Below are 20,154 nucleotides of genomic sequence, written 5' to 3'. Positions count from 1 at the left end.
AAAAAAGAGGTGCGTATGTCTACCGAATCCAGCCTGCAGGCTCCCCGTCAGGGCATGAACCTGCGTCGTTTTGCCGATGACTGGGTGATGCTCCTGGCTGCCGTGGGGATCTTCCTGCTGTGTGCCGTGTTCATCGATAACTTCATGTCGCCGCTGAACATGCGCGGCCTGGGCCTGGCGATTTCCACCGTGGGTATCGCTGCCTGCACCATGCTCTTCTGCCTGGCGTCCGGGCACTTCGACCTCTCGGTCGGTTCGGTGCTGGCCTGTTCCGGGGTGATCGCCGGTATCGTCATCCGCGACACCGACAGTGTGTTTCTGGGCGTCTCGGCAGCCCTGGCGCTTGGGCTGGTCGTGGGCCTTATCAACGGCATCGTGATCGCCAAGCTGCGCATCAATGCCCTGATCACGACCCTGGCAACGATGCAGATCGTGCGCGGCCTGGCGTACATTTTCTCCAACGGCAAGGCTGTCGGTGTCTCCAACGAGGATTTCTTCATCTTTGGCAATGGTCAGGTGTACGGCGTGCCAGTACCGATTCTGATCACCATCGCCTGCTTCATATTCTTCGGCTGGTTGCTCAACTACACCACTTACGGGCGCAACACCATGGCCATAGGCGGCAACCAGGAAGCCGCGCTGCTGGCGGGTGTCCACGTGGACCGTACTAAGATCATCATCTTCGCCGTCCACGGGCTGGTTGGTGCATTGGCGGGTGTGGTGCTGGCCTCACGCATGACCTCGGGGCAGCCGATGATCGGACAGGGCTTCGAGCTGACGATCATCTCCGCCTGCGTATTGGGCGGGGTTTCGCTGAGCGGCGGCATCGGCATGATCCGGCATGTGATCGCCGGGGTGCTGATTCTGGCGATTATCGAGAATGCGATGAACCTGAAGAACATCGACACCTTCTATCAGTATGTGATCCGCGGCACGATCCTGTTGCTGGCGGTGATCATCGACCGCATGAAAAGGCGCTAAGTCGTCCGGGCGCTGGTTCTCTTGAACCAGCTCCCGGCTTCATACATGATTCAGTCTGTTACTGCGCTTCATCAACCGCCAAAAGTGTGGCTACTGTGATAGTGCGCTCTTGATTCGTGTTTGACGCGTCTCAGCGTGAATGCGACGCCAGCGCCGAGCTGCTCAGCCGAGTCAGTCCGTAAAGCGCAGCGCCGACCGCCAGCATGATGCCCGCCCGCAGCCAGGTTTCCGGACCTTGCTGAGTGAGCAGCAACAGGCACGAAAGAATGCCCAGCAGCGGGATAACCCAGTGCACCTGAAAGTGCCCGGCTTCGACCTTGTCGCGCTTGAGTACCAGCACGGCGATGTTCACGCTGAGAAACACGAAGAGCAGCAACAGCACGACGGTTTCGGCGAGGATGGTCAGGGTGCTGGTGAAGGACAGGGCAATGGCCACCAGTGTAGTCGCCAGAATCGCCAGGCCCGGCGTGCGCCGCTTGGGCAGCACCGAACCCATCACCGCAGGTAAAAGGCCTTCGCGAGCCATGCCGAAGGTCAGTCGGCTGGCCATGATCATGGTCAACAGCGCGCCGTTGGCTACCGCAATCAGCGCAATGACTGCAAACCACGGCGCAGGTATGCCGAGCCCCGAGGCACTGACCACGTCCATCAGGGGGGCTTGCGAATCTTTCAAATGATCAACGGGCAGGACCATCGCCGCGCCCACGCCAACCAGCATGTACACCGCACCCGCCGCCAGCAGCGCACCGAACAGGGCACGTGGATAGACCCTGCGCACGTCCTTGATCTCTTCGGCAAGATTGGCCGAGGTTTCAAACCCCACGAACGAATAGAACGCCAGCAGCGATGCGCCGAGAATCGCCGTGGCAGGTGAGGCGGTGTCCAGTTCGAACACCCGTTGCGGCACGCCTTGGCCCTGGCTGACGAACCACACGGCTGCAGCGATGACCATCAGCAAACCGCTCAGCTCGATGACCGTCATGACCAGGTTGGCTGAAAGCGATTCCTTGATACCGCGTGCGTTGAGCAGGCCGACGATGACCAGAAATGCCACACAGACCCATTGCGCAGGCCAGTCGAGCAGCGCCTGAAAGTAGTCGCCGGCAAATGCCACGGCCAGCCCGGCAGCACTGGTCACGCCAGCCGCGACCATGGAAAACCCGACCAGAAAGGATAACAACGGTTTACCGAAGGCTTTTTCGGCGTACACCGCGGCACCGCCCGCACGCGGGTATTTGGTCACCAGCTCCGCGTAGGACGCTGCGGTCAACAAGGCAAAGCACAGGGCAATCAGCAAGGGCGCCCAGATGGCTCCGCCGACGCGTCCGGCGATCGTGCCGGCCAATGCGTAGACGCCAGCCCCGAGCACGTCGCCAAGGATGAACAGGGTCAGCATGGGCGCCGTGATTGCCCGGCGCAGCGATGAAGTCTCGGCAGTGGCCATGGTCAAGGATTCCTTTCTCTACAGATGCGGGTATCAACAGCAGAGCGTCGCGCGACAGGTAAATTCAAAACGATGGCGGCTGGCCTGGACCAGCGGCACTGTTTGCCGGCTTGATGCTGAAATGAACGCTGTTGGCAAAAAAGGTGGAGCATTGCGTCGGGGAGGGGTCTCAATGAGACATTTGACGGATCAGCCAAGAGGCGAACATGAGTCATAGCAGCCAGCAACAGTTCAGGTCAGTCTGGGCAACCCTGCAATCGTTACGCAAGCAAGTGGCTGATCTGCAGCTCAGTGAACTCGAGCGTGCAGAGAGCCTGCGCGGTCATCAGACAGTGGACGACAGGGAGGTCATTGAACAATCGTTCGTGGCACTTGAACAGGCTATCGATGATATGGAAGTAACGCTTGCCAGCATTGGTGAGGCCACTGGCGAGATCGGCAAGCTTTGAGCGCATGGCGGGGCGGTACCGTACTCAAGTGTGCAGCGTGAACCATGAGCGCTTTTTCGGGTCTTATTCGGGCTCTGACATGCATGCCACGCCTTTTCCTCTCCGAGTCCGTTCTCATGCCCGCACTGCCCCGTTGTTCCTGGCGTATCTGGTTGTACCTGGTCCCGTTGTTGCCCCTGTACGCGAGCCCTGTCAGTGCCGCCGAAGAGCAGCGACTGGTCCAGGCGATCAACGATTTTCGCGGCCAGCCGCAGCGTTGCGAAGCGCGTATGACAAACATCTCCAGAGCCCTGGCGCTCAATTCCAGCGTGGCATTGCCCATCGGTTTCAGCGGTAATTTACGTGACGCACTCAAGGCATCCGGCTATCAGGCGGTCATTGTGCGGACCTTGCGACTGGCCGGCGCGCAAAGCGCCGATGCAGCGTTCGAGATGCTCAGGAGCCGCTACTGCGGCGCGTTGCTCGACCCGCAATACGCTGACATCGGCATCACTCGGCAGGGGGGTGACTGGCGTGTAGTGCTGGCGAAGCCGTTGATCGACGAGAGCCTTGAAGACGCGCGCTCCGCTGGCCGGGCGCTGCTGGCGCAGGTCAATGCCGCGCGTGCCAAGCCACGTATGTGTGGCAAGCGGCCTTTTCCGTCGGCTCGGCCGTTGAGCTGGAATACCACGCTGGAAACCGCCGCGCAGGAGCACAGCCAGTCGATGGCCAGCGAGAATTACTTTACCCATCGCGGTTTTGATAATGACTCGCCGGCGGACCGCGCGCGTGCTGCCGGTTACGGCGGACGGCAGATCGGTGAAAACATTGCTGCAGGGCAGAGCACGGCCAACAAGGCCATGGCGAGCTGGCTGGCCAGCCCGGGGCATTGCGCCAACCTGATGAACCCGATGTTTACCGAGGTCGGCGCGGCCTATGCGACGGCTACCAACGCTGATTACGGTGTGTACTGGACCATGCTGTTTGGTGCGCCCTGATCGGCAGCCAGCACCGCAGCGACTTGGAACACCTGGCAGTCAATCTGAATACCGTTTGTCGCCCGTTCGACGTTATTTGAAAACCCCTGCTGATGAGGAGCGGTCGGTTGTACCACAAGAGGCGCGCTTGAACGGTGTGTCCGGTGGCAACGTCAGCGAGGTGTAACAGACGTCATGAAACGAACCATTGATGCTGCAGAGCTGAATATCTGTTTCAGCGAGGACCTCGAAAAGGCCTTGTTCAAGTGGTTTGTCGCCAGCTTTCTGATGGGCAAGCGCATTCAGGCCGACATTGCCTGCGAGGCCTATCGCGTTATCGTCGAAAAACACCAGCGCGACACCCCGCGCAAGCTTGCTCACTGCACTCACCGAGAGCTGGTCGCCATGCTCGGGCAGGCTCATTACGTGCGCTACGACGAGTCAACGGCGTATCGATTATCTGCGCTGTGCGCCAAGCTCAATGACGAATACGCGGGCAAGATAGGTCGAATCCGCGAGGTGAGTGAGGACCAGGCGCACTTCGAGAAGCGACTCTGCGAGTTTGCCGGTGTCGGTCCCAAGACCGTTGAAATCTTCATGCGTGAGGCCGGCAAGGCGCTGTATTGATGATGCCGGGACTTTATATCGGCTGTGCAGGCTGGAGCCTGGCGCGTGAGCACTGGCCCGACTTCCCTGACGAAGGCAGCCACTTGCAGCGCTATGCCTCGCGCTTCAACGCGGTCGAGATCAACAGCTCGTTCTATCGTCCACATCGTGCCGAGACCTACGCACGCTGGGCGCAGTCGGTGCCCGCCGGGTTTCGCTTCTCGGTCAAGATGCCGAAACTCATTACCCACGAACTCCGTCTGCGCGAGTGCGAGGCCGTTCTGGCTACGTTCCTTTCTCAATGCACTGCGCTGGGTGACAAGCTGGGCTGTCTGCTGGTCCAGCTCCCGCCCTCTCTGGACTATGCACCACAGATAGCTGACGGGTTTTTCAAAGCATTACGCAATCAGTACGCCGGGAGGGTGGTATTGGAGCCGCGCCATCAATCCTGGCGGCAGGCTCAGGCGCTGCTGATCGAGCATCGCATTGCGCAGGTAGCCGCCGATCCGTCAGTGATCAGCGATGGGCACCTGCCCGGTGGGTGGCAGGGTGCTCACTACTGGCGCCTGCACGGTGCACCGAAAATTTATCACAGCGCCTATACCGTCGAGCATCTGGAAGGCTTGGCCGGGCGAGCGTCGGCGTCTGTAGCGCAGGGAATCGAGACCTGGTGCATCTTTGACAACACGGCCAGCGGAGCCGCTGTCGGTGACGCGCTCGCGCTGCAGGCACTGGTTAAGTGCAATAGGGCTGAGTAACGGGCAAGAGCGGCTGCGGTGTTCAGACCTGAAGCAGCTCATTCAATGCTTCGCTCAGTTGCTCGGCACTGAACGGTTTGGCAACGCAACGTCGGTCGAGCCACGTGTCGGGGATCCCCAGCCGCCCGTACCCGGAACAAAACATGAAGGGTATGCCGCGATCGGCAATGGCGGCGGCTATCGGAAACGAGTTGCCGCCGATAATGTTGATATCCAGGATGGCCAGGTCGTACTCGCCGTTACGTGCATGTTCAATGCCTTCGTTCAGCGTGCTGGCGTGGTAAGCGGTCGCGAAACCCAGATCCTCAAGCAGCATTTCCATCAGCATGGCGAGCATGGTCTCGTCTTCCACCAACAGCACTTTGGGGAGCGAGGTCTGATCGTCCGATTCTGAACTCATAAGTGGCTTTCCGGTTTGTCTGGCCAGGGAATCAGCATTGACCAGATGATCCCTGTACGGGCGAACTGAATGTCGGCCTGGCCTTTGAGTTCTCGCTCTATGCTGCGGCGTATCAAGCGCAAGCCAAAGCCTTTCACAGTGGTTGCGACGACCGGCGGGCCGCCTGTTTCCTTCCATTCGATTTTCAGCGTGGGCGGGGAGGGGGCGGCAGTCAGCGTCGAGGTCACTGTCACCTGACCTGCTGCTGAAGAAAGCGCACCGTGTTGCACTGCATTGGCCATCAGTTCATGGAGCACCATGGAAAGCGTCATTGAAAAGCGCGGCTCCAGGGTCACCGGGTCGCCTTCGAAACTGATCCTGTGTACCCCCGAGTCAACCTCCTGCAGTTGCTCTATCAGGTCGACCAGTTCGGTGGAAATCCATTCTGCACGCGCCAGTGCATCGTGCGCCTGGCTCAGGGCGAACAGGCGCGCACCGAAGCTCTTGTGAAAGGATTCCAGTGACGCAGAGCTGTTGACAGTAAGAGAGGCTATGGCCTGGACGGTTGCCAGGGTGTTTTTTACTCGATGGTTCAGTTCATTCAGCAACCCGGCGCGGGTCAGACGATCTTCCAGTTGCTGGCGTTCCAGTTTGCTGGAAATGGACTGCGCCAGCCGGTGAGTCGTACCGCTCTGCTTTAAAAATGTCGTTTCGCCAACGGTATCCAGCCCCTGATGCATGGGCAGGGTGAAAGAAAATACGCTTCCCGAATCCAGTGAGCTGTCAGCCCACAGACGCCCGCCGTGAGCCGTGACAATGCCCTGGCATATATACAGTCCCAGGCCGTTGCCGCGTGGGTTGCCTTCCTTGACGGACCAGTAGCGCTGGAAAATGAAAGGCAGGTGTTCGACCGGGATGCCGATCCCGTCATCACTCACCCTGAACAGCACCTCGTGCTGATGGGCGACCGCATCGATGTTGATTCTGCCACCTTTCGGGGTGAACTTGATGGCATTACCGACCAGGTTGGAAAGTACCTGAAAGATTCGTTCCGCGTCCGCATCGACCACCAGGCCTTGCGCGGCGGTGCAGTTGAGCTCGATGTTCTTTTCGGTGGTCAGCATCACCAACAGGCTGCAGGCTTCTTCCAGCAGACTGGTGACGCTCAGCGGCAGGCGCGACAGATGATAGCGGCCGGCTTCGATCTGCGCGGTATCGAGCAGGTCTTCCAGCAAGCTGTTCATGCGCGTCGTGGCTTTCTCGATGGTGCCCAGCGCACGGCGGATATTGCGATTTTCGAAGTGCGTGTCGCCCAACGCCCAGCGTTGCATCATGCCGCACTGCATAATGATGATCGACATTGGGTTGCGCAGGTCATGGGAGACCACGGCGACCAGTTCATCACGCAAACGAACCGCCTCCTGCTCGCGCTGCACCTGACGCTCCAGATCGCTTTCCAGAGCAGAGCGACGTATGTCTTCAGCGCCATAGAGATCTGCGCGCGACCACGGCCTGGCAATGCCGGTAACCTCTTGCTCCCAGACATCGAAAGACTGCCTTGGATGCAGACGATGACTCGCGGAACTCTCCGGACGGGTGCTGACGTGATGGGTCGGGTCGCCGCTCCAGTTCATCGTGGAGGTGAGTTGGGCACGAAACCACATGACAGCGTTATCAATCGGCTTGGGTAGCGTGAACGCGATGACGCCGCTGGCGACGTCTCTGTAAACGGCGCTGGCGGCAAGCTCCCTCTGCATGGAGTTGGTGTGGAAAACCCCCAGACCCTGCAAGCCCGTCGCCCGCTGTCTGGTGCGTTGATGCGCCAGGCCGGTGTCGCGTATCCAGGTGTACAGTTCACGCACTTGTTCGATTGCAGGGCAGGTGCCGAACAGATGAACCTGATCGTCAATCAGCACAGCCGCACCGTCTGCCAGGGTCAGCGACATGAGAAGCTCGGGCCGGCTGACCAGTCCGTCGAGCACTTCATGATTGGCGCGACTCATGGCGTCTGCCAGTTGTCCGAGCAGGGCAACTTTCGCTTCCCGCTCGCGCTGCACGTCGGTCGCCACAATGGCGGAAATTTTCACCGACAGTAACTGACCGATCATCGCGCAGGCATCGCGCAGCTCTCTGGACACCCGCAACGGTTCGGGGTGACCGCAGGCAACCAGGCCCCAGAGCTCGCCGCCATCGAGCAACGAGATGCTCATCGAAGAGCGCACGCCCATGTTCTTCAGGTATTCACAATGCACCGGGGACACGCTGCGCAACGTCGAGAAACCCAGGTCGAGCGGTTGCCCTGTTGCCGGACGCAAGGTCGGTATCAGGGGCACGTGAACGTAGGTGGCGTCCGGAATCACACGAATCCAGTTCAGCCGATACAGTTCCCGCGCCTGGGCGGGAATGTCCGAACCGGGGAAGTTCAGGCCGCTATAGCTGGGCAATGGCCCGGTCAGCGCCTGGGCGACGACTTTGCCATGGCCCTCGGGCTCGAACCGGTAAATCATGACCCGGTCGTAGCCGGTAAGCGCCTGAATCTCGTGCACACTGATATCGAACAGCGTTTCCAGCGTTGTGGCGGCCTGCAGGTTGCGCAATACCCGGGCAAGGATTCTGGATTGCCCGTGATCGGTTTCTACGAAGTCCTCCAGTTCGATAATCAGGACATCGTCGATACGCTGCAGCGAGGCGCTGTAGTGGGCGGTTCCGAGCGTCAGTTTTATCGGGTCCAGGTTCGGGGCAGCGGGGTGGCTGTACGCATGGTCGATGAGGGCCGAATGTTCAGGCGACAGCAGCCATGACAGAGGCTTGCCCAGCAACTCGTCAGCGGTCATCCCGAGTGCTGTTGCGCAGTTGGCGCTGACCTGTTCAATGCAAAGGGGAGCGCCCGCAACGCTGAGCAAGACGCCGTGCGGCTGAATCGCGCCAGGAACACGAATCGGCTCTCGGGCACATTCGGCTAGCGCAGCCTCAAGCGCTGCGTCAGGCTTTGCATCCAGCATGTCCTTGATCAATTGCGTGAACTCCACAGGGTGTTTCAGCCGGGAACAGCCAGCCACTGCTTGGTACGACGTGCAGTCGTTCGACGCTAAACGCGATTCAGATGGATTTTTGTCGGCCGCAGCGGGAATTTGGGCGGCCAGCGGCCCGGATGGACAGCGCAAGAAAATGCGAGGTTGCCGCGAAAGTGCGGCGTGGAGACCTGGATGACGCGCTCTGCTGATACAAGCCAGAGATAGAAGGAAGTGGGTCACCATAACAGGTGCCCGTTGGACGCGTAGCTTTAACTGACTATGTCGGGGAGATGCCTGCAAGTTGGCAGGTGTGGGCCTTTGAGGCCCTGCCTGCCATTTTTTAGCGAATTATCGGCAAGTGCTGGGTTGCTACAGGCCCGCTTGGGCAATCAGCCCTGGCCGTTCAACTTGCGCTCGAGCTCACGATTCTTTGCGCGAAGCGTTTCGGCATCCTGCTCTTTTTCCTTGATGGACGTCGGGGTGATGACCTTGTCCACGCCTTCGGTTTCGGGATTTTCCTGCGCAATGTCCTTGCGCACCACATCGACCGGCTTGCCGGACTGGTCTGTGGTTGGCGCGGACTGTTCAGGCGTTTGGCTGGAAGGCTTGTCAGTATGCTTGCTCATTGCAGTTCCTCTCAGTGTGTCGTCCTGGTTGGAGGAACGAACGACGCGAAGAGTTCGACATGTTTTCATGTCGGCAGGGTTTGCCTGCGCAACGGCGGGCAAAAAAAAGCCCCGCCAGACAAGATCTGGCGGGGCTTTGCTCAAGCTGTAAAAGCCTTAGAGCGCCATGTCACTGGCTGGATTGCTTTTCGCTGGCTGAGCAGCAGGTGCAGCAGTTGGAGCATTACCTGTCTTGTTCACCGGCGGTGGTGGAGTCAGTTGCAGGACTTCGGCGGTGTACGCCCATTCCTCGGCAACACGGTCCGGATTGTTGTTCAGCTTGGTGCCGTAGCTAGGCACGATCTGGTGCAGTTTTGCCTGCCATTCCGGAGTCGCTACCTTGTCCTTGAAGACTTTCTCAAGCACGCCCAGCATGATCGGCGCTGCAGTCGAGGCACCTGGCGAAGCACCCAGCAGGCCGGCAATGCTGCCGTCCTTGGAGGCAACGATTTCGGTACCCAGCTTCAGAACGCCGCCTTTCTCTTCGTCACGCTTGATGATCTGTACGCGCTGACCGGCTTGCATCAGGCGCCAGTCTTCTTTCTTGGCGTTCGGGAAGTACTCTTTCAGAGCCGCGAAGCGATCGTCGTCAGACATCATCACCTGACCGGCGAGGTATTCGATCAGCGGGTACTGTTCGATACCGACGCGAGTCATCGGCCACACGTTATGCGTGGTGGTGCTGGTCAGCAGGTCGAAGTAAGAACCGTTTTTCAGGAACTTGGTCGAGAAGGTCGCGAATGGGCCAAACAGGATCACGCGCTTGCCGTCCAGAACACGGGTGTCCAGGTGCGGAACCGACATGGGTGGCGCGCCAGTCGACGCGATACCGTAGGCCTTGCCCATGTGCTGCATGGCCAGGGTCTGGTTGTCAGTGACAAGCCACGAACCGCCGACCGGGAAGCCGCCGTATTCCTTGGCTTCAGGAATACCGGATTCCTGCAGCAGATGCAGAGCTGCACCGCCGGCACCGATGAACAGGAACTTGGTGTCGGTTTCGGTAACGGTGCCGTCTTTCAGGTTCTTGTACTTGACGCGCCAGGTGCCGTCGTCGTTGTGGTTGATGTCTTCGACTTCGCTCGACAACTGCAGATTGAAATTCTGCTTGGCTTTCAGATTGGAGACGAACTGGCGGGTGATCTCGCCGAAGTTGACGTCGGTGCCGATCGGGCTCCAGGTCACGGCCAGCTTCTGCGCCGGGTCACGACCTTCCATCATCAACGGGACCCACTTCTTGATCTGCTCGTGGTCTTCGGAGTACTGCATGCCGCTGAACAGCGGGCTGGCTTGCAATGCTGCGTAACGCTTGCGCAGGAACTGGATGTTGTTGTCGCCCCACACAAAGCTCATGTGCGGTGTGGAGTTGATGAACGAACGCGGGTCTTTCAGAACGCCGGTCTTGACCTGCCAGGACCAGAACTGACGGGAGATCTGGAACGCTTCGTTGATCTCGATGGCCTTGGAGATGTCGACGTTGCCGTTCTTGTCTTCGGGGGTGTAGTTCAGTTCGGCGAGCGCCGAGTGACCGGTACCGGCGTTGTTCCAGCCGTTGGAGCTTTCTTCGGCGACGCCGTCGAGACGCTCGACCATTTCCATCGACCAGCTTGGCTCCAGCTCGTTGAGCCAGACAGCGAGGGTTGCACTCATGATGCCGCCGCCGACGAGCAGTACGTCGACTTTCTTGGTTTCAGCCGCCTGCACGGGCATCAGGCCCATGGAAATGGCCAGACCCAGGAGGGCCGTGTTCACTTTCTTAAACATTCTGTCATCCATCTGATAAACGCCATCCGCCGACTACTCCTGGGGAAACGGCCTGTCACATGCAGCGAAGCCTGCGACAAACACTCGCACCCACGGGGACTAGAGGTGGACATACAAGGCCAATATAATACCGCTCGAGACCTCAATTTATGTCCTGCTGCGCTGACTTCTTATCATCATTGGATTCAGCGTCATGAGTGACATTTGCTCTGTTGGTGTGCTGCGATGCCCGAGGGCCTTGCCCTCTGAGCCACTTGCGAAGACACACCTGGTCAGCCTGTTCACGGAGTCTGAGACGCCGCGTCGGAGCATGGAGGCACGCTTGACGCGCAATTTTATGTACGCGTACTGCGACACACCCTCGGTGGCATACCGGCAAAGACGCGGTATTTTCGCATAATGTGCACCCCGGTTGCGAGGTGCCATCATCAAATTGGCCACGAATGCCTTGATTTAGACACTTCACAGCCTTCCACTGCCTATCTGTATCGGCATTTTCGCCCGGGTCTTTAGCCGTCAGACGGATATGGCCTTCGCTCGATCTGAACGTCTCCCCGAACAGCGCGCTCATCCGGCTCTCGTGCATTCATGAGCCAGGCTCATAACGGCGTGCTGCTTTGCCTGGCTAATCAGCGCTCCCACCTCCTGTTAGGGTCCGTATATGGCTGCCATGCCCGTGGTCGCAATGTTCGGATACAGACGTCCGTCAAACAGTTGGAACTTTAGAAGCGCAGACCAGTTAAACACTTGTAACGGGTGATAGCGTTTTGGCTTTGATTACCCTTGGAAATAAAGGCAGCGCGTCAGTGGGCAGGAGTACGCCCGGGCCGCTGACCACACCATAACGCCCGTCGCTTTACAGCAGTGACGGCTATTACCGAGTGATCCTGATGACCGAACCCAAGAAGCACAAGGAAACTGCTGTCGACAGCAGCGCCGTGCAGCCCTCGCGCCGAAACTTTCTGAAGTTTGGTGCCTCCGGCATTGCTGCGGCCACGCTGTCTACCTGGATCCCGTCCGACGGCCTGCTGCAGGCGGCGCCTCTGGCACCTGCGGCCCCCGTGGTCGAAGACAGTGACGCGCCCGCAGCGGGTGAGCAACGCATCCAGTTGAAGGTCAACGGCCAGGTTCATACCCTGAACGTGCCAGCCAATGCCGTTCTGCTCGACGTGCTGCGTGACCGTCTGCAACTGACGGGCACCAAGAAGGGCTGCGACCACGGCCAGTGCGGCGCTTGCACGCTTCTGGTCAACGGCCTGGCAATCAACTCCTGTCTGTCGATCGCCGTTCAGCATCAGGGCGACAGCATTACCACCATCGAAGGGCTGGCCGAGAACGGCAAGCTGCACCCGGTACAGGAAGCGTTCTGGGAACACGACGCTTACCAATGCGGTTATTGCACCTCCGGACAGATCATGAGCGCAGTTGCGATTCTCAAAGACCCGAACATTGCGTCCGACGACGCCAGCGTCAGAGAGGCCATGAGCGGCAATATCTGCCGTTGCGGTGCCTACAAGAACATTCTGTCTGCCGTGCAATCTGCGCGCTCGAAAATGGGAGGTGCTGCCTGATGCGAACTTTCGACTATGCTCGCGCCGCTTCGCCCGCGCAGGCTTTCAGCACAGCGTCCGGTGAAGGGCAACGCTTTTATCTGGCCGGTGGCACCACACTGCTGGACCTGGTCAAGCTCGACGTGATGCAACCGCAGCAACTGGTGGACATCAACCATCTGGCGTTGAAGCAGGTCGAGTCGCTGCCTGATGGCCGCTTGCGCATCGGAGCGCTGGTCAGCAACACCGACCTGGCCAGCCACCCGCTGGTGCAGCAGCGTTACCCGGTGTTGTCCGAAGCGATTCTTGCCGGTGCTTCGACCCAATTGCGCAACAAGGCGACCACCGCCGGCAATCTTATGCAGCGTGTGCGCTGTCCGTATTTTCGCGATGGTATTTCAGCCTGTAACAAGCGCCAACCGGGCTCCGGTTGTGCAGCCATTGGCGGGATGAACCGTAGTGTGCACGCAGTGCTGGGCACCAGCGAGCATTGCATTGCCACGCATCCGTCAGACATGTGTGTCGGCATGGCGGCGATCGGCGGGCAGGTTACCGTTCAGGGCGCCAATGGCTCGCGGGATATCCCGTTCGCTGACTTTCATTTGCTGCCTGGTGATACGCCAGAGCGCGAACATGCGCTGGCGCCACACGAGCTCATCACCCATGTGACCCTCGACGCGCCGCTGTCAGGCAGCCGCTCGTCTTACCTGAAGCTGCGCGACCGTACTTCTTACCAGTTCGCCCTGGCGTCCAGTGCCGTGATTCTGGTGATGGACGGCAAACGTATTACCGATGCGCGCATTGCACTGGGCGGTGTGGGCACCAAGCCGTGGCGTGCGCTGGACGCCGAGCGTGCGCTGATCGGTCAGCGTGCCGATCTGGACACCTTTGCGCAGGTCGCAGCGCTGGCGATGAAAGGCTCGCGGGCCTATGAACACAACGCCTTCAAGATCCCGCTGGGTCAGCAGGTCATCGTCCGCAACCTTCGTGACCTCACGGCCTAGGAATTTCTCATGAGCGAAAACATCATTGGTGTGCCGCAGCGTCGTATCGACGGCGGCAAGAAAGTCAGTGGTCAGGCGCGCTATGCCGCAGACCATCCGATGGGCAAGATGCTTTACGCCTATGGCGTCTACAGCACCATCGCCAACGGTCGCGTGGTGGCCATAAAGGATCAGCAGGCCAAGGCGATGCCTGGCGTGGTCGATATCTTTCACCACGACAACTTCCCCTCGCTGCACCGTACTCCTAATACCAAACTGAGCTTTGCCAAGATGCTCTCGGCCAGTAAGGCGGACGAGCATCGCCTGCCGTTTGAGGATGACCGCGTCTATTATCCTGGCCAGTTCGTGGCCCTTGTGGTGGCTGAGAGCTTCGAGCAGGCGAGGGCCGCGGCCTATCGCGTGACGGTTGAGTATGACCAGCGTCCGGCGGTCAAGGACCTTGCCGAAGGCATGCGCGTCAATGGCGCCCGCGATGGCGGTGCAGGGCACAATCGCGGCAATCCGGACAGCGCTTTCGAGGGCGCAAAAGTGAAAGTCGATCAGACTTACACCACGCCGGTAGAAGTGCATAACCCGATGGAAATGCACGCCAGCACCGCCTGGTGGCAGGACGGCAAGCTGTTTGTCTATGAAAGCACTCAGGGCGTGGTCAATCACCGCAACCTGCTGGCCAACGTCTTCGACCTTTCCCCCGACCAGGTGGAAGTGCGTGCGCCCTTCATAGGCTCGGGCTTTGGCGGCAAGCTGTGGCCGTGGCCGCATTCGGTCGCGGCGTGCGCCGCTGCCAAAGTCACCGGGCGCCCGGTGCAACTGGTGTTGCCGCGTGCGCAGATGTTCACCACCGTGGGCCACCGTCCGGAAACTCGCCAGCGCCTGCGTCTGGCCACCGATGCGAGCGGCAAGCTGGTGTCGATTCGTCACGAGTCGTTCAACAACACCTCGATGCTCGATGACTACACCGAAAACTGCGGCGGCGTGACCAAAAGCCTGTATGCCTGCGATAACGTGCTGGTCAGCCACAAGATCAGCCCCATCAATCGCGGTACGCCGACCTCCATGCGCGCGCCGGGCGCGGCCCCGGGCCTGTTTGCACTGGAGTCGGCCATTGATGAAATGGCCCTGGCCAGTGGCATGGACCCTCTGGCATTCCGCAAGCTGAACCTCTCTGACAAGGATCAGAGCGCAGGACTGCCGTGGTCCAGTAACCACCTGCCCGAAGCCATCGACAAGGCCGCCGAACGGTTTGGCTGGCACGCGCGCAAGGCCGACGTCGGTTCGATGCGCGAAGGCGATGAAATTATTGGCTACGGCATGGGCGCCTGCAATTGGGAAGCCTATCAAGTGCCTACCGATGCGCGGGTCATTCTGCGTTCCGACGGAACGGCTCTGGCTCAGTGCGGCTTGCAGGACATCGGCACCGGCACCTACACCATCGTCGCGCAGACTGTCAGTCAGTTGACCGGTATCCCCATGGAGCGCGTTGAAGTGGAACTGGGCAGTTCATCGTTCCCGGCAGGCCCGGTGTCTGGCGGCTCATGGGTGACCGCCAGCGTGATGCCGGCAATTGCCGGCGCCACCCGCGAAGCGTTGCAGAAGCTGCGCCAGTACGCCGTCAGCAAGGATGCAGTGTTCGCCGGTCAGGACGCCGAAGCGATCAAGGTCGAGAACGGTCAACTGGTCATGGGTGAGCAACGGGCGAGCTTCGTCGATGTACTGAACGGCCAGCGTTTATCGCGTGCCGAGGGCACTTTTCAAAGCGGCATGCCCGAGGCGGGCAAGTACTCATTCCGCTCGTTCGGTGTGCATTTTGTCGAGGTGCGCTGGGACCCGGGTATTTCCAGCCTGCGCGTCTCGCGGGTGGTCAGCGCCATTGACGTGGGCAAAGTGGTCAACCCGCTGGCGGCACGCAATCAGGTGGAAGGCGCGATTGTGATGGGCATCGGCATGGCCTTGTTCGAGGCCGGTGAATACGATCCGCGCAGCGGCATGCCGGTCAATAACAACTACGCCGAGTACGTAGTACCGGTGCATGCGGATCAACCGGACATCGACGTCTTGCTGCTTGATTATCCGGACTACAACCTGGGTGAATTCGGCGCACGAGGCATCGGCGAGATCGGTGTGACCGGGCTGGCCGCAGCAGTGGCCAATGCGGTGTATCACGCGACGGGCAAACGGGTGCGCAGCCTGCCGATCAGCAAGGAAAAACTGATGGCAGGGTTGTAACGATGAAACAGCTTGATTTGCAGGTTGTACAACAGGCGCGGGGCTGGCTGGCCAGCGGCAAGGCCGTCTGGCTGTGCACGGTTCTTTCCACATTCGGCTCGGCCCCGCGCGGGCCGGGTGCGATGCTGGTGGCGCTGGGCAGCGGCGAGCATCGCGGCTCTCTGTCGGGTGGTTGCGTGGAAGAGGATTTTCTCGAGCGGGTTGCCGTGGGGCAGTTCGAGCCGGTCAATCAGGTGGTTCGCTACGGCGACGGCGGTTTTGCGCCGACGCGGGCCTTGCCGTGCGGCGGTGTGCTGGATGTGCTGATCGAGTTCATCGCGCCAGGGCCTGAAGCCGATGCACATCTGGCGGCCATCGAGCAGGCGCTCGCCGGACGCGAGTTGGTCAGCAGGCAGGTGCAACTGGGCGGCGTGCAGAGATCGATTGGGCCTGCGACGATGGGCGAGTCGCGTGTGCAGGTCGATGGCGAAAGCATCAGTATCCGCATGGGCGCGGTGTATCGCGTGCTGCTCGCCGGTCTGTCGCCGGTGGCAGAGTTCTGCGCCAGTTTTGCCGTTGCCATGGGTTATGAGGTGATCGTCTGTGACCCTCGTGTCGAGGTCACATCGGGGTTTTCAATGCCGGGTGTCGAGGTGCGCGGCGTGCTGCCTGCGGTGTTTATTGCCGGGGGCGGCTGCCACAGTTCGACGGCCGTTCTTGCTCTGACGCATGATCCGAAGCTGGATGATCTGAGCATGCTCGAGGCGGTACGTACCGAGGCCTTCTACATCGGCGCGATGGGCTCGATGCGCACCAGCAGCAAACGTCTGGAGCGTCTGGGGCGCATTGGCGGGCTGGACGCTCAGGTCCTGGACCGGATTCACGCGCCCATCGGCCTGAACCTGGGCAGCAAGACACCTTCCGAGATCGCCATTGCGGTGATGGCTGACATCCTGCGGGTGGCCAACGGTGTCAGTCGTGCCGAAGTGTAAGGTGTTGCCGGCAGGCTTGTGCCAGCGCTGACGGGGTGTCGGCATCGCGCAGGATGCCAGGATCATCGCAATGCAGTAGGTCACACGCCTCGGGGTTGTTGATGATCAGGGCCTTCGCGCCCTGGTCGCCTTCCAGCTTGAGCAGCGCTGGCCAGAACCGGCGGCCGATGATCACCGGATGGCCGCGTTGGCCCTCGTGCATGGGCAGGACAATGCGCTGGGGATCGGCCATTCTGGCCAGGTCATGCAGTGTCTGCGGCTGTATCCAGGGCATGTCAGCAAGAACAATGGCAACCGCATCGGCAGAGGAGTCCATCACTGCCGCAACCGCGCTTGCCAAGCTGTGGCCCATCCCCAGTTCGGCGTTTTCGCTGCGGATGATCGTGACGTTCGAGGCAATCCCCAGCGCATCCGCCTGGTCATCAGGGCGTAATACCACCGCCGTTTTGCCGAATGCATTTTGCGCGTTTTCCAGGCTTGCCGTGAGCAGTGTTCGACCGCTCGGCAGAAGCGCCTGTCGTTTGTCACCAGCAAAGCGCCTGCTGCGGCCCGCTGCAAGGACCAGGGCGAACACTTCGGGGATCTGGCTGTCTATGCTGCTCAATCCGAAACCTTATGAGTGGGTGAAAGGAGAGGGCGCGCGCGGTTTACCCGTCGCACCCTGCAGTTCTGCTGATGCACGCACAATGCCTTATTTCGCTGCCTTGCCGGTAGCGGCACGAATCATGTTTTCGAGGGTTTCAAGTGGACAATCATATTCGTCCTGTCGAGCTGGAAAAAGCCTACCGTTTGCTCAACCACGGGCCGACCGTGCTGGTCTCATCCAGCCACGAGGGCACGCATAATGTCATGGCTGCGGCCTGGGCCTGTGCGCTGGACTTCTCGCCCCCCAAGGTGACGCTGGTCATCGACAAGATGACCAAGACCCGCGAGCTGGTGGAGAAGAGTGGCTACTTTGCCCTGCAGGTGCCCAATCTGGATCAATTGCAGATGACCTTCGACGTCGGCACCCAGAGCAAGGTCTTCACTCCGGACAAGCTGGACAAGGCCAATGTGGATCTGTTCCGCATCGACGGTCACGACTCGCCGCTGGTCGCAGGCTGCTCGGCGTGGCTGATCTGTCAGGTCATTCCCGAGCCGCACAATCAGCAGGCTTACGACCTGTTCATTGGCGAAGTGGTGGGCGCATGGGCTGATACCCGTGTGTTCAAAGACGGGCACTGGGAATTTGAAAAAGCCGATCCGAAATGGCGCAGCCTGCATTACGTCGCGGGTGGGCATTTCTATACGATTGGTGAGCCTGCGGTGGTAGAAACAGGCGACGCGTAATCGCGATGTCTGGCCCTGACGATCTGCGCCTGCCGTAACGGCCTCTTCGTGAGCAAGCTCACTCCCACACAAGCACACTCATCGCTCTCAAAGATGACCCCGTGGGAGCTTGCTCGCGAAGGCGGACTGATTGATCAGCAAATTACTCAGCAGCTGCATCAGTCTCTTCGTGAGCAAGCTCACTCCCACACAAGCACACTCATCGCTCCCACAGATGGCTCCCGTGGGAGCGAGCTTGCTCGCGAAGGGGGATTGATTGATCAGCAAATTACTCAGCGGCTGCATCAGTCTCTTCGTGAGCAAGCTCACTCCCACACAAGCACACTCATCGCTCTCAAAGATGACCCCGTGGGAGCTTGCTCGCGAAGGCGGACTGACTGATCAGCAAATTACTCAGCGGCTGCATCAGTCTCTTCGTGAGCAAGCTCACTCCCACACAAGCACACTCATCGCTCCCACAGATGGCTCCCGTGGGAGCGAGCTTGCTCGCGAAGGGGGACTGACTGATCAGCAAATACTCAGCGGCTACACCTGCTCCTTGGTGAGCAACGCGGATCTCCATACCAGCCAGTCCCGCAAGGGCTTTGTATCTTCTGCACCCTCACTGACGATCCCGCCATACGGTCTGCGCATTGCAGAACTCGCGTACACCGAAGTGCGACAGCTCACGACCAAAGCCGCTTTTCTTCACGCCGCCGAAGCTCACGCGCGGGTCTGAAGCGCTGTAGCCGTTGATGAACACACCGCCGGTTTCCAGTTCCTCGGTCATGCGCTCGGCCTGTTTCAGGTCGCGGGTATAAATCGTCGCGGTCAGGCCGAAGTCGCTGTCATTGGCCAGCTCCAGGGCGTGCTGTGCGTCACGCGCGGTGATGATCGACGCTACAGGGCCGAACAGCTCTTGCCGGAACGAAGTCATCTTATCGGTGACGTCACCGAGCACGGTAGGCTGATAATAATTGCCCTGGCCTTCGGCCTTTTTGCCGCCCAGCAACAGCGTGGCGCCTTCGGCGAGCGTGTCCTGCACTTGGGCATCCAGCTCGTCGCGCAGATCGAAGCGCGCCATGGGGCCAATGTAGGTTTCGCTGGAAAGAGGATCGCCCGTTACCAGTTGACGCGTTTGCTCGACGAACCTGCGGGTGAACTCCTCGACCACGCCTTGCTCGATGATCAGACGCTTGGCCGCTGCACAGACCTGCCCGGTGTTCTGGAAGCGGCCAATCACCGCCGCCTTCACAGCCTGATCCAGGTCCGCGTCATTGAGCACGATGAACGGGTCGGAACCGCCGAGTTCCAGCACGCACTTCTTCAGTGCCGCACCGGCCTGGGCGCCGATGGCCTGGCCAGCACGCACGCTGCCGGTCAGGGTGACGGCTGCGATGCGCGGGTCGGCAATGGCGCTTGAAACGCCTTCCGGGCTCACGTTGATGACTTCGAACACACCCTCCGGGAAGCCGGCACGCTTGAACGCATCGAGCATCAGGTAAGCGCAGCCCATGACATTGGGCGCGTGCTTGAGCACGTACGTATTACCGGCCAGCAGGGTCGGAATCGCACCGCGCAGCACTTGCCAGATCGGGAAATTCCACGGCATTACCGCGAGAATAGGGCCCAGCGGACGGTACTCGATCCGCGCCTTGTCATGCTCGACCTGAGTCGCTTCGGCCACCAGCATCGCCGGGCCTTGCGCCGCGTACCAGTCGCACAGTTGCGCGCATTTCTCGACCTCGCCTCGTGCCTGGGCAACGGGCTTGCCCATTTCCTGGCTGATCATGCGTGCGATGTTGTCGGCGTCATAACGCAGGGCCTGACCCATGGCGACGATCAATTGCGCACGTTGCTGAACCGGTGTGCGCTTCCAGCCGGCAAAACCGGCAGCCGCCCGCGACAGGCTTTGATCCAGCGCGGCGGCGGATTCAAAGGCATAGTGACCGATCTGCTCGCCGTTGGCAGGGTTGATCGAGATTGCATGGGTGTTGCTGGTGACAGTAGTCATTGCGCCATCCTGTTGAGGTGGAAGTGGAACCAGAATATAGGCGTGCAATGCTTTCTAAAACTGAATAA

Annotated in this window: 17 protein-coding genes; 10 read left to right on the top strand and 7 right to left on the bottom strand. The window is 60.1% G+C overall.

The annotated features are described in order from the left end of the window. Nucleotides 1-15 precede the first annotated feature (15 nt). The gene (gene araH / locus JOE29_RS12905; RefSeq protein ID WP_004403886.1) at nucleotides 16-981 is read left to right on the top strand and encodes an L-arabinose ABC transporter permease AraH; all 966 of its coding nucleotides are present in this window, start codon (nucleotides 16-18) and stop codon (nucleotides 979-981) included. Between the two features lie 130 nt (nucleotides 982-1,111). Here the strand turns inward: araH and JOE29_RS12900 are convergent, their stop codons facing one another. Next, nucleotides 1,112-2,425 carry an APC family permease gene (locus tag JOE29_RS12900; RefSeq protein ID WP_074996837.1) on the bottom strand — a complete coding sequence of 438 codons (1,314 nt, stop codon included), beginning with the start codon at nucleotides 2,423-2,425 and terminating at the stop codon, nucleotides 1,112-1,114. Nucleotides 2,426-2,631: 206 nt separating this feature from the next. On the opposite strand from JOE29_RS12900, the gene JOE29_RS12895 reads away from it, so the two are divergent. The 4 genes from JOE29_RS12895 (at nucleotide 2,632) to JOE29_RS12880 (ending at nucleotide 5,194) form a co-directional block, all read left to right on the top strand. After that, nucleotides 2,632-2,874, top strand: coding sequence for a hypothetical protein (locus tag JOE29_RS12895; protein WP_003349168.1), 243 nt, complete (start codon nucleotides 2,632-2,634; stop codon nucleotides 2,872-2,874). Nucleotides 2,875-2,957: 83 nt separating this feature from the next. Further along, nucleotides 2,958-3,851 carry a CAP domain-containing protein gene (locus JOE29_RS12890; protein WP_210079576.1) on the top strand — a complete coding sequence of 298 codons (894 nt, stop codon included), beginning with the start codon at nucleotides 2,958-2,960 and terminating at the stop codon, nucleotides 3,849-3,851. A gap of 174 nt (nucleotides 3,852-4,025) precedes the next feature. Beyond that, nucleotides 4,026-4,457 (top strand): DNA methylase, encoded by a 432-nt coding sequence (locus tag JOE29_RS12885; protein WP_198701058.1) that lies wholly within the window; start codon nucleotides 4,026-4,028, stop codon nucleotides 4,455-4,457. Further along, nucleotides 4,457-5,194, top strand: a complete 738-nt coding sequence (locus tag JOE29_RS12880) for a DUF72 domain-containing protein (RefSeq protein WP_180274086.1) — start codon at nucleotides 4,457-4,459, stop codon at nucleotides 5,192-5,194. Before JOE29_RS12885 ends, JOE29_RS12880 begins: the two co-directional genes overlap by 1 nt. 22 nt (nucleotides 5,195-5,216) lie before the next feature. On the opposite strand, the gene JOE29_RS12875 is transcribed toward JOE29_RS12880, so the two are convergent. The 4 genes from JOE29_RS12875 to mqo all read right to left on the bottom strand — a co-directional run bounded on the left by JOE29_RS12875 (nucleotide 5,217) and on the right by mqo (nucleotide 11,013). Further along, nucleotides 5,217-5,594 carry a response regulator gene (locus JOE29_RS12875; protein WP_210079575.1) on the bottom strand — a complete coding sequence of 126 codons (378 nt, stop codon included), beginning with the start codon at nucleotides 5,592-5,594 and terminating at the stop codon, nucleotides 5,217-5,219. After that, nucleotides 5,591-8,575 (bottom strand): ATP-binding protein, encoded by a 2,985-nt coding sequence (locus tag JOE29_RS12870; protein ID WP_210080014.1) that lies wholly within the window; start codon nucleotides 8,573-8,575, stop codon nucleotides 5,591-5,593. The genes JOE29_RS12875 and JOE29_RS12870 overlap by 4 nt, the downstream gene beginning before the upstream one ends. A 401-nt stretch (nucleotides 8,576-8,976) precedes the next feature. Next, nucleotides 8,977-9,213 carry a hypothetical protein gene (locus tag JOE29_RS12865; RefSeq protein WP_003318404.1) on the bottom strand — a complete coding sequence of 79 codons (237 nt, stop codon included), beginning with the start codon at nucleotides 9,211-9,213 and terminating at the stop codon, nucleotides 8,977-8,979. Between the two features lie 156 nt (nucleotides 9,214-9,369). Beyond that, nucleotides 9,370-11,013 (bottom strand): malate dehydrogenase (quinone), encoded by a 1,644-nt coding sequence (mqo, locus tag JOE29_RS12860; RefSeq protein ID WP_003420890.1) that lies wholly within the window; start codon nucleotides 11,011-11,013, stop codon nucleotides 9,370-9,372. Between the two features lie 890 nt (nucleotides 11,014-11,903). Between mqo and JOE29_RS12855 the strand changes: the two genes are divergently transcribed. From JOE29_RS12855 to JOE29_RS12840, 4 genes are read left to right on the top strand one after another with little or no spacing between them, the layout of a single operon-like run. Next, complete coding sequence (locus JOE29_RS12855; protein WP_003420887.1) at nucleotides 11,904-12,584, top strand: (2Fe-2S)-binding protein; 681 nt, start codon at nucleotides 11,904-11,906, stop codon at nucleotides 12,582-12,584. Next, complete coding sequence (locus tag JOE29_RS12850; RefSeq protein ID WP_016568032.1) at nucleotides 12,584-13,567, top strand: xanthine dehydrogenase family protein subunit M; 984 nt, start codon at nucleotides 12,584-12,586, stop codon at nucleotides 13,565-13,567. Before JOE29_RS12855 ends, JOE29_RS12850 begins: the two co-directional genes overlap by 1 nt. A gap of 9 nt (nucleotides 13,568-13,576) precedes the next feature. Continuing rightward, nucleotides 13,577-15,793: a xanthine dehydrogenase family protein molybdopterin-binding subunit gene (locus JOE29_RS12845; protein WP_024664208.1), complete on the top strand. Its 2,217-nt coding sequence runs from the start codon at nucleotides 13,577-13,579 to the stop codon at nucleotides 15,791-15,793. 2 nt (nucleotides 15,794-15,795) lie between these two features. Further along, nucleotides 15,796-16,764, top strand: a complete 969-nt coding sequence (locus tag JOE29_RS12840) for an XdhC family protein (RefSeq protein ID WP_210079574.1) — start codon at nucleotides 15,796-15,798, stop codon at nucleotides 16,762-16,764. Here the strand turns inward: JOE29_RS12840 and JOE29_RS12835 are convergent. Then, complete coding sequence (locus JOE29_RS12835) at nucleotides 16,745-17,368, bottom strand: nucleotidyltransferase family protein (protein ID WP_004403863.1); 624 nt, start codon at nucleotides 17,366-17,368, stop codon at nucleotides 16,745-16,747. The two genes, JOE29_RS12840 and JOE29_RS12835, sit on opposite strands and share 20 nt — an antisense overlap. A gap of 140 nt (nucleotides 17,369-17,508) precedes the next feature. On the opposite strand from JOE29_RS12835, the gene JOE29_RS12830 reads away from it, so the two are divergent. Further along, a complete protein-coding gene (locus JOE29_RS12830; protein ID WP_044312902.1) occupies nucleotides 17,509-18,093 on the top strand; it encodes a flavin reductase family protein in 585 nt (194 codons plus the stop codon). A gap of 601 nt (nucleotides 18,094-18,694) precedes the next feature. Here JOE29_RS12830 and JOE29_RS12825 read toward each other — a convergent pair. Next, nucleotides 18,695-20,086 (bottom strand): aldehyde dehydrogenase family protein, encoded by a 1,392-nt coding sequence (locus JOE29_RS12825; protein ID WP_210079573.1) that lies wholly within the window; start codon nucleotides 20,084-20,086, stop codon nucleotides 18,695-18,697. Between the last annotated feature and the right edge of the window lie 68 nt (nucleotides 20,087-20,154).

The organism is Pseudomonas sp. PvP009 (assembly GCF_017832995.1).
Lineage (GTDB): Bacteria > Pseudomonadota > Gammaproteobacteria > Pseudomonadales > Pseudomonadaceae > Aquipseudomonas > Aquipseudomonas syringae.
This window is presented reverse-complemented; position numbering and strand designations above follow the sequence as displayed.

Coding starts and splice junctions, on each gene's coding strand:
- araH (WP_004403886.1), top strand. CDS start 16: ATGTCTACCGAATCCAGCCTGCAGGCTCCCCGTCAGGGCATGAACCTG.
- JOE29_RS12900 (WP_074996837.1), bottom strand. CDS start 2,425: ATGGCCACTGCCGAGACTTCATCGCTGCGCCGGGCAATCACGGCGCCC.
- JOE29_RS12895 (WP_003349168.1), top strand. CDS start 2,632: ATGAGTCATAGCAGCCAGCAACAGTTCAGGTCAGTCTGGGCAACCCTG.
- JOE29_RS12890 (WP_210079576.1), top strand. CDS start 2,958: ATGCCACGCCTTTTCCTCTCCGAGTCCGTTCTCATGCCCGCACTGCCC.
- JOE29_RS12885 (WP_198701058.1), top strand. CDS start 4,026: ATGAAACGAACCATTGATGCTGCAGAGCTGAATATCTGTTTCAGCGAG.
- JOE29_RS12880 (WP_180274086.1), top strand. CDS start 4,457: ATGATGCCGGGACTTTATATCGGCTGTGCAGGCTGGAGCCTGGCGCGT.
- JOE29_RS12875 (WP_210079575.1), bottom strand. CDS start 5,594: ATGAGTTCAGAATCGGACGATCAGACCTCGCTCCCCAAAGTGCTGTTG.
- JOE29_RS12870 (WP_210080014.1), bottom strand. CDS start 8,575: ATGCTGGATGCAAAGCCTGACGCAGCGCTTGAGGCTGCGCTAGCCGAA.
- JOE29_RS12865 (WP_003318404.1), bottom strand. CDS start 9,213: ATGAGCAAGCATACTGACAAGCCTTCCAGCCAAACGCCTGAACAGTCC.
- mqo (WP_003420890.1), bottom strand. CDS start 11,013: ATGTTTAAGAAAGTGAACACGGCCCTCCTGGGTCTGGCCATTTCCATG.
- JOE29_RS12855 (WP_003420887.1), top strand. CDS start 11,904: ATGACCGAACCCAAGAAGCACAAGGAAACTGCTGTCGACAGCAGCGCC.
- JOE29_RS12850 (WP_016568032.1), top strand. CDS start 12,584: ATGCGAACTTTCGACTATGCTCGCGCCGCTTCGCCCGCGCAGGCTTTC.
- JOE29_RS12845 (WP_024664208.1), top strand. CDS start 13,577: ATGAGCGAAAACATCATTGGTGTGCCGCAGCGTCGTATCGACGGCGGC.
- JOE29_RS12840 (WP_210079574.1), top strand. CDS start 15,796: ATGAAACAGCTTGATTTGCAGGTTGTACAACAGGCGCGGGGCTGGCTG.
- JOE29_RS12825 (WP_210079573.1), bottom strand. CDS start 20,086: ATGACTACTGTCACCAGCAACACCCATGCAATCTCGATCAACCCTGCC.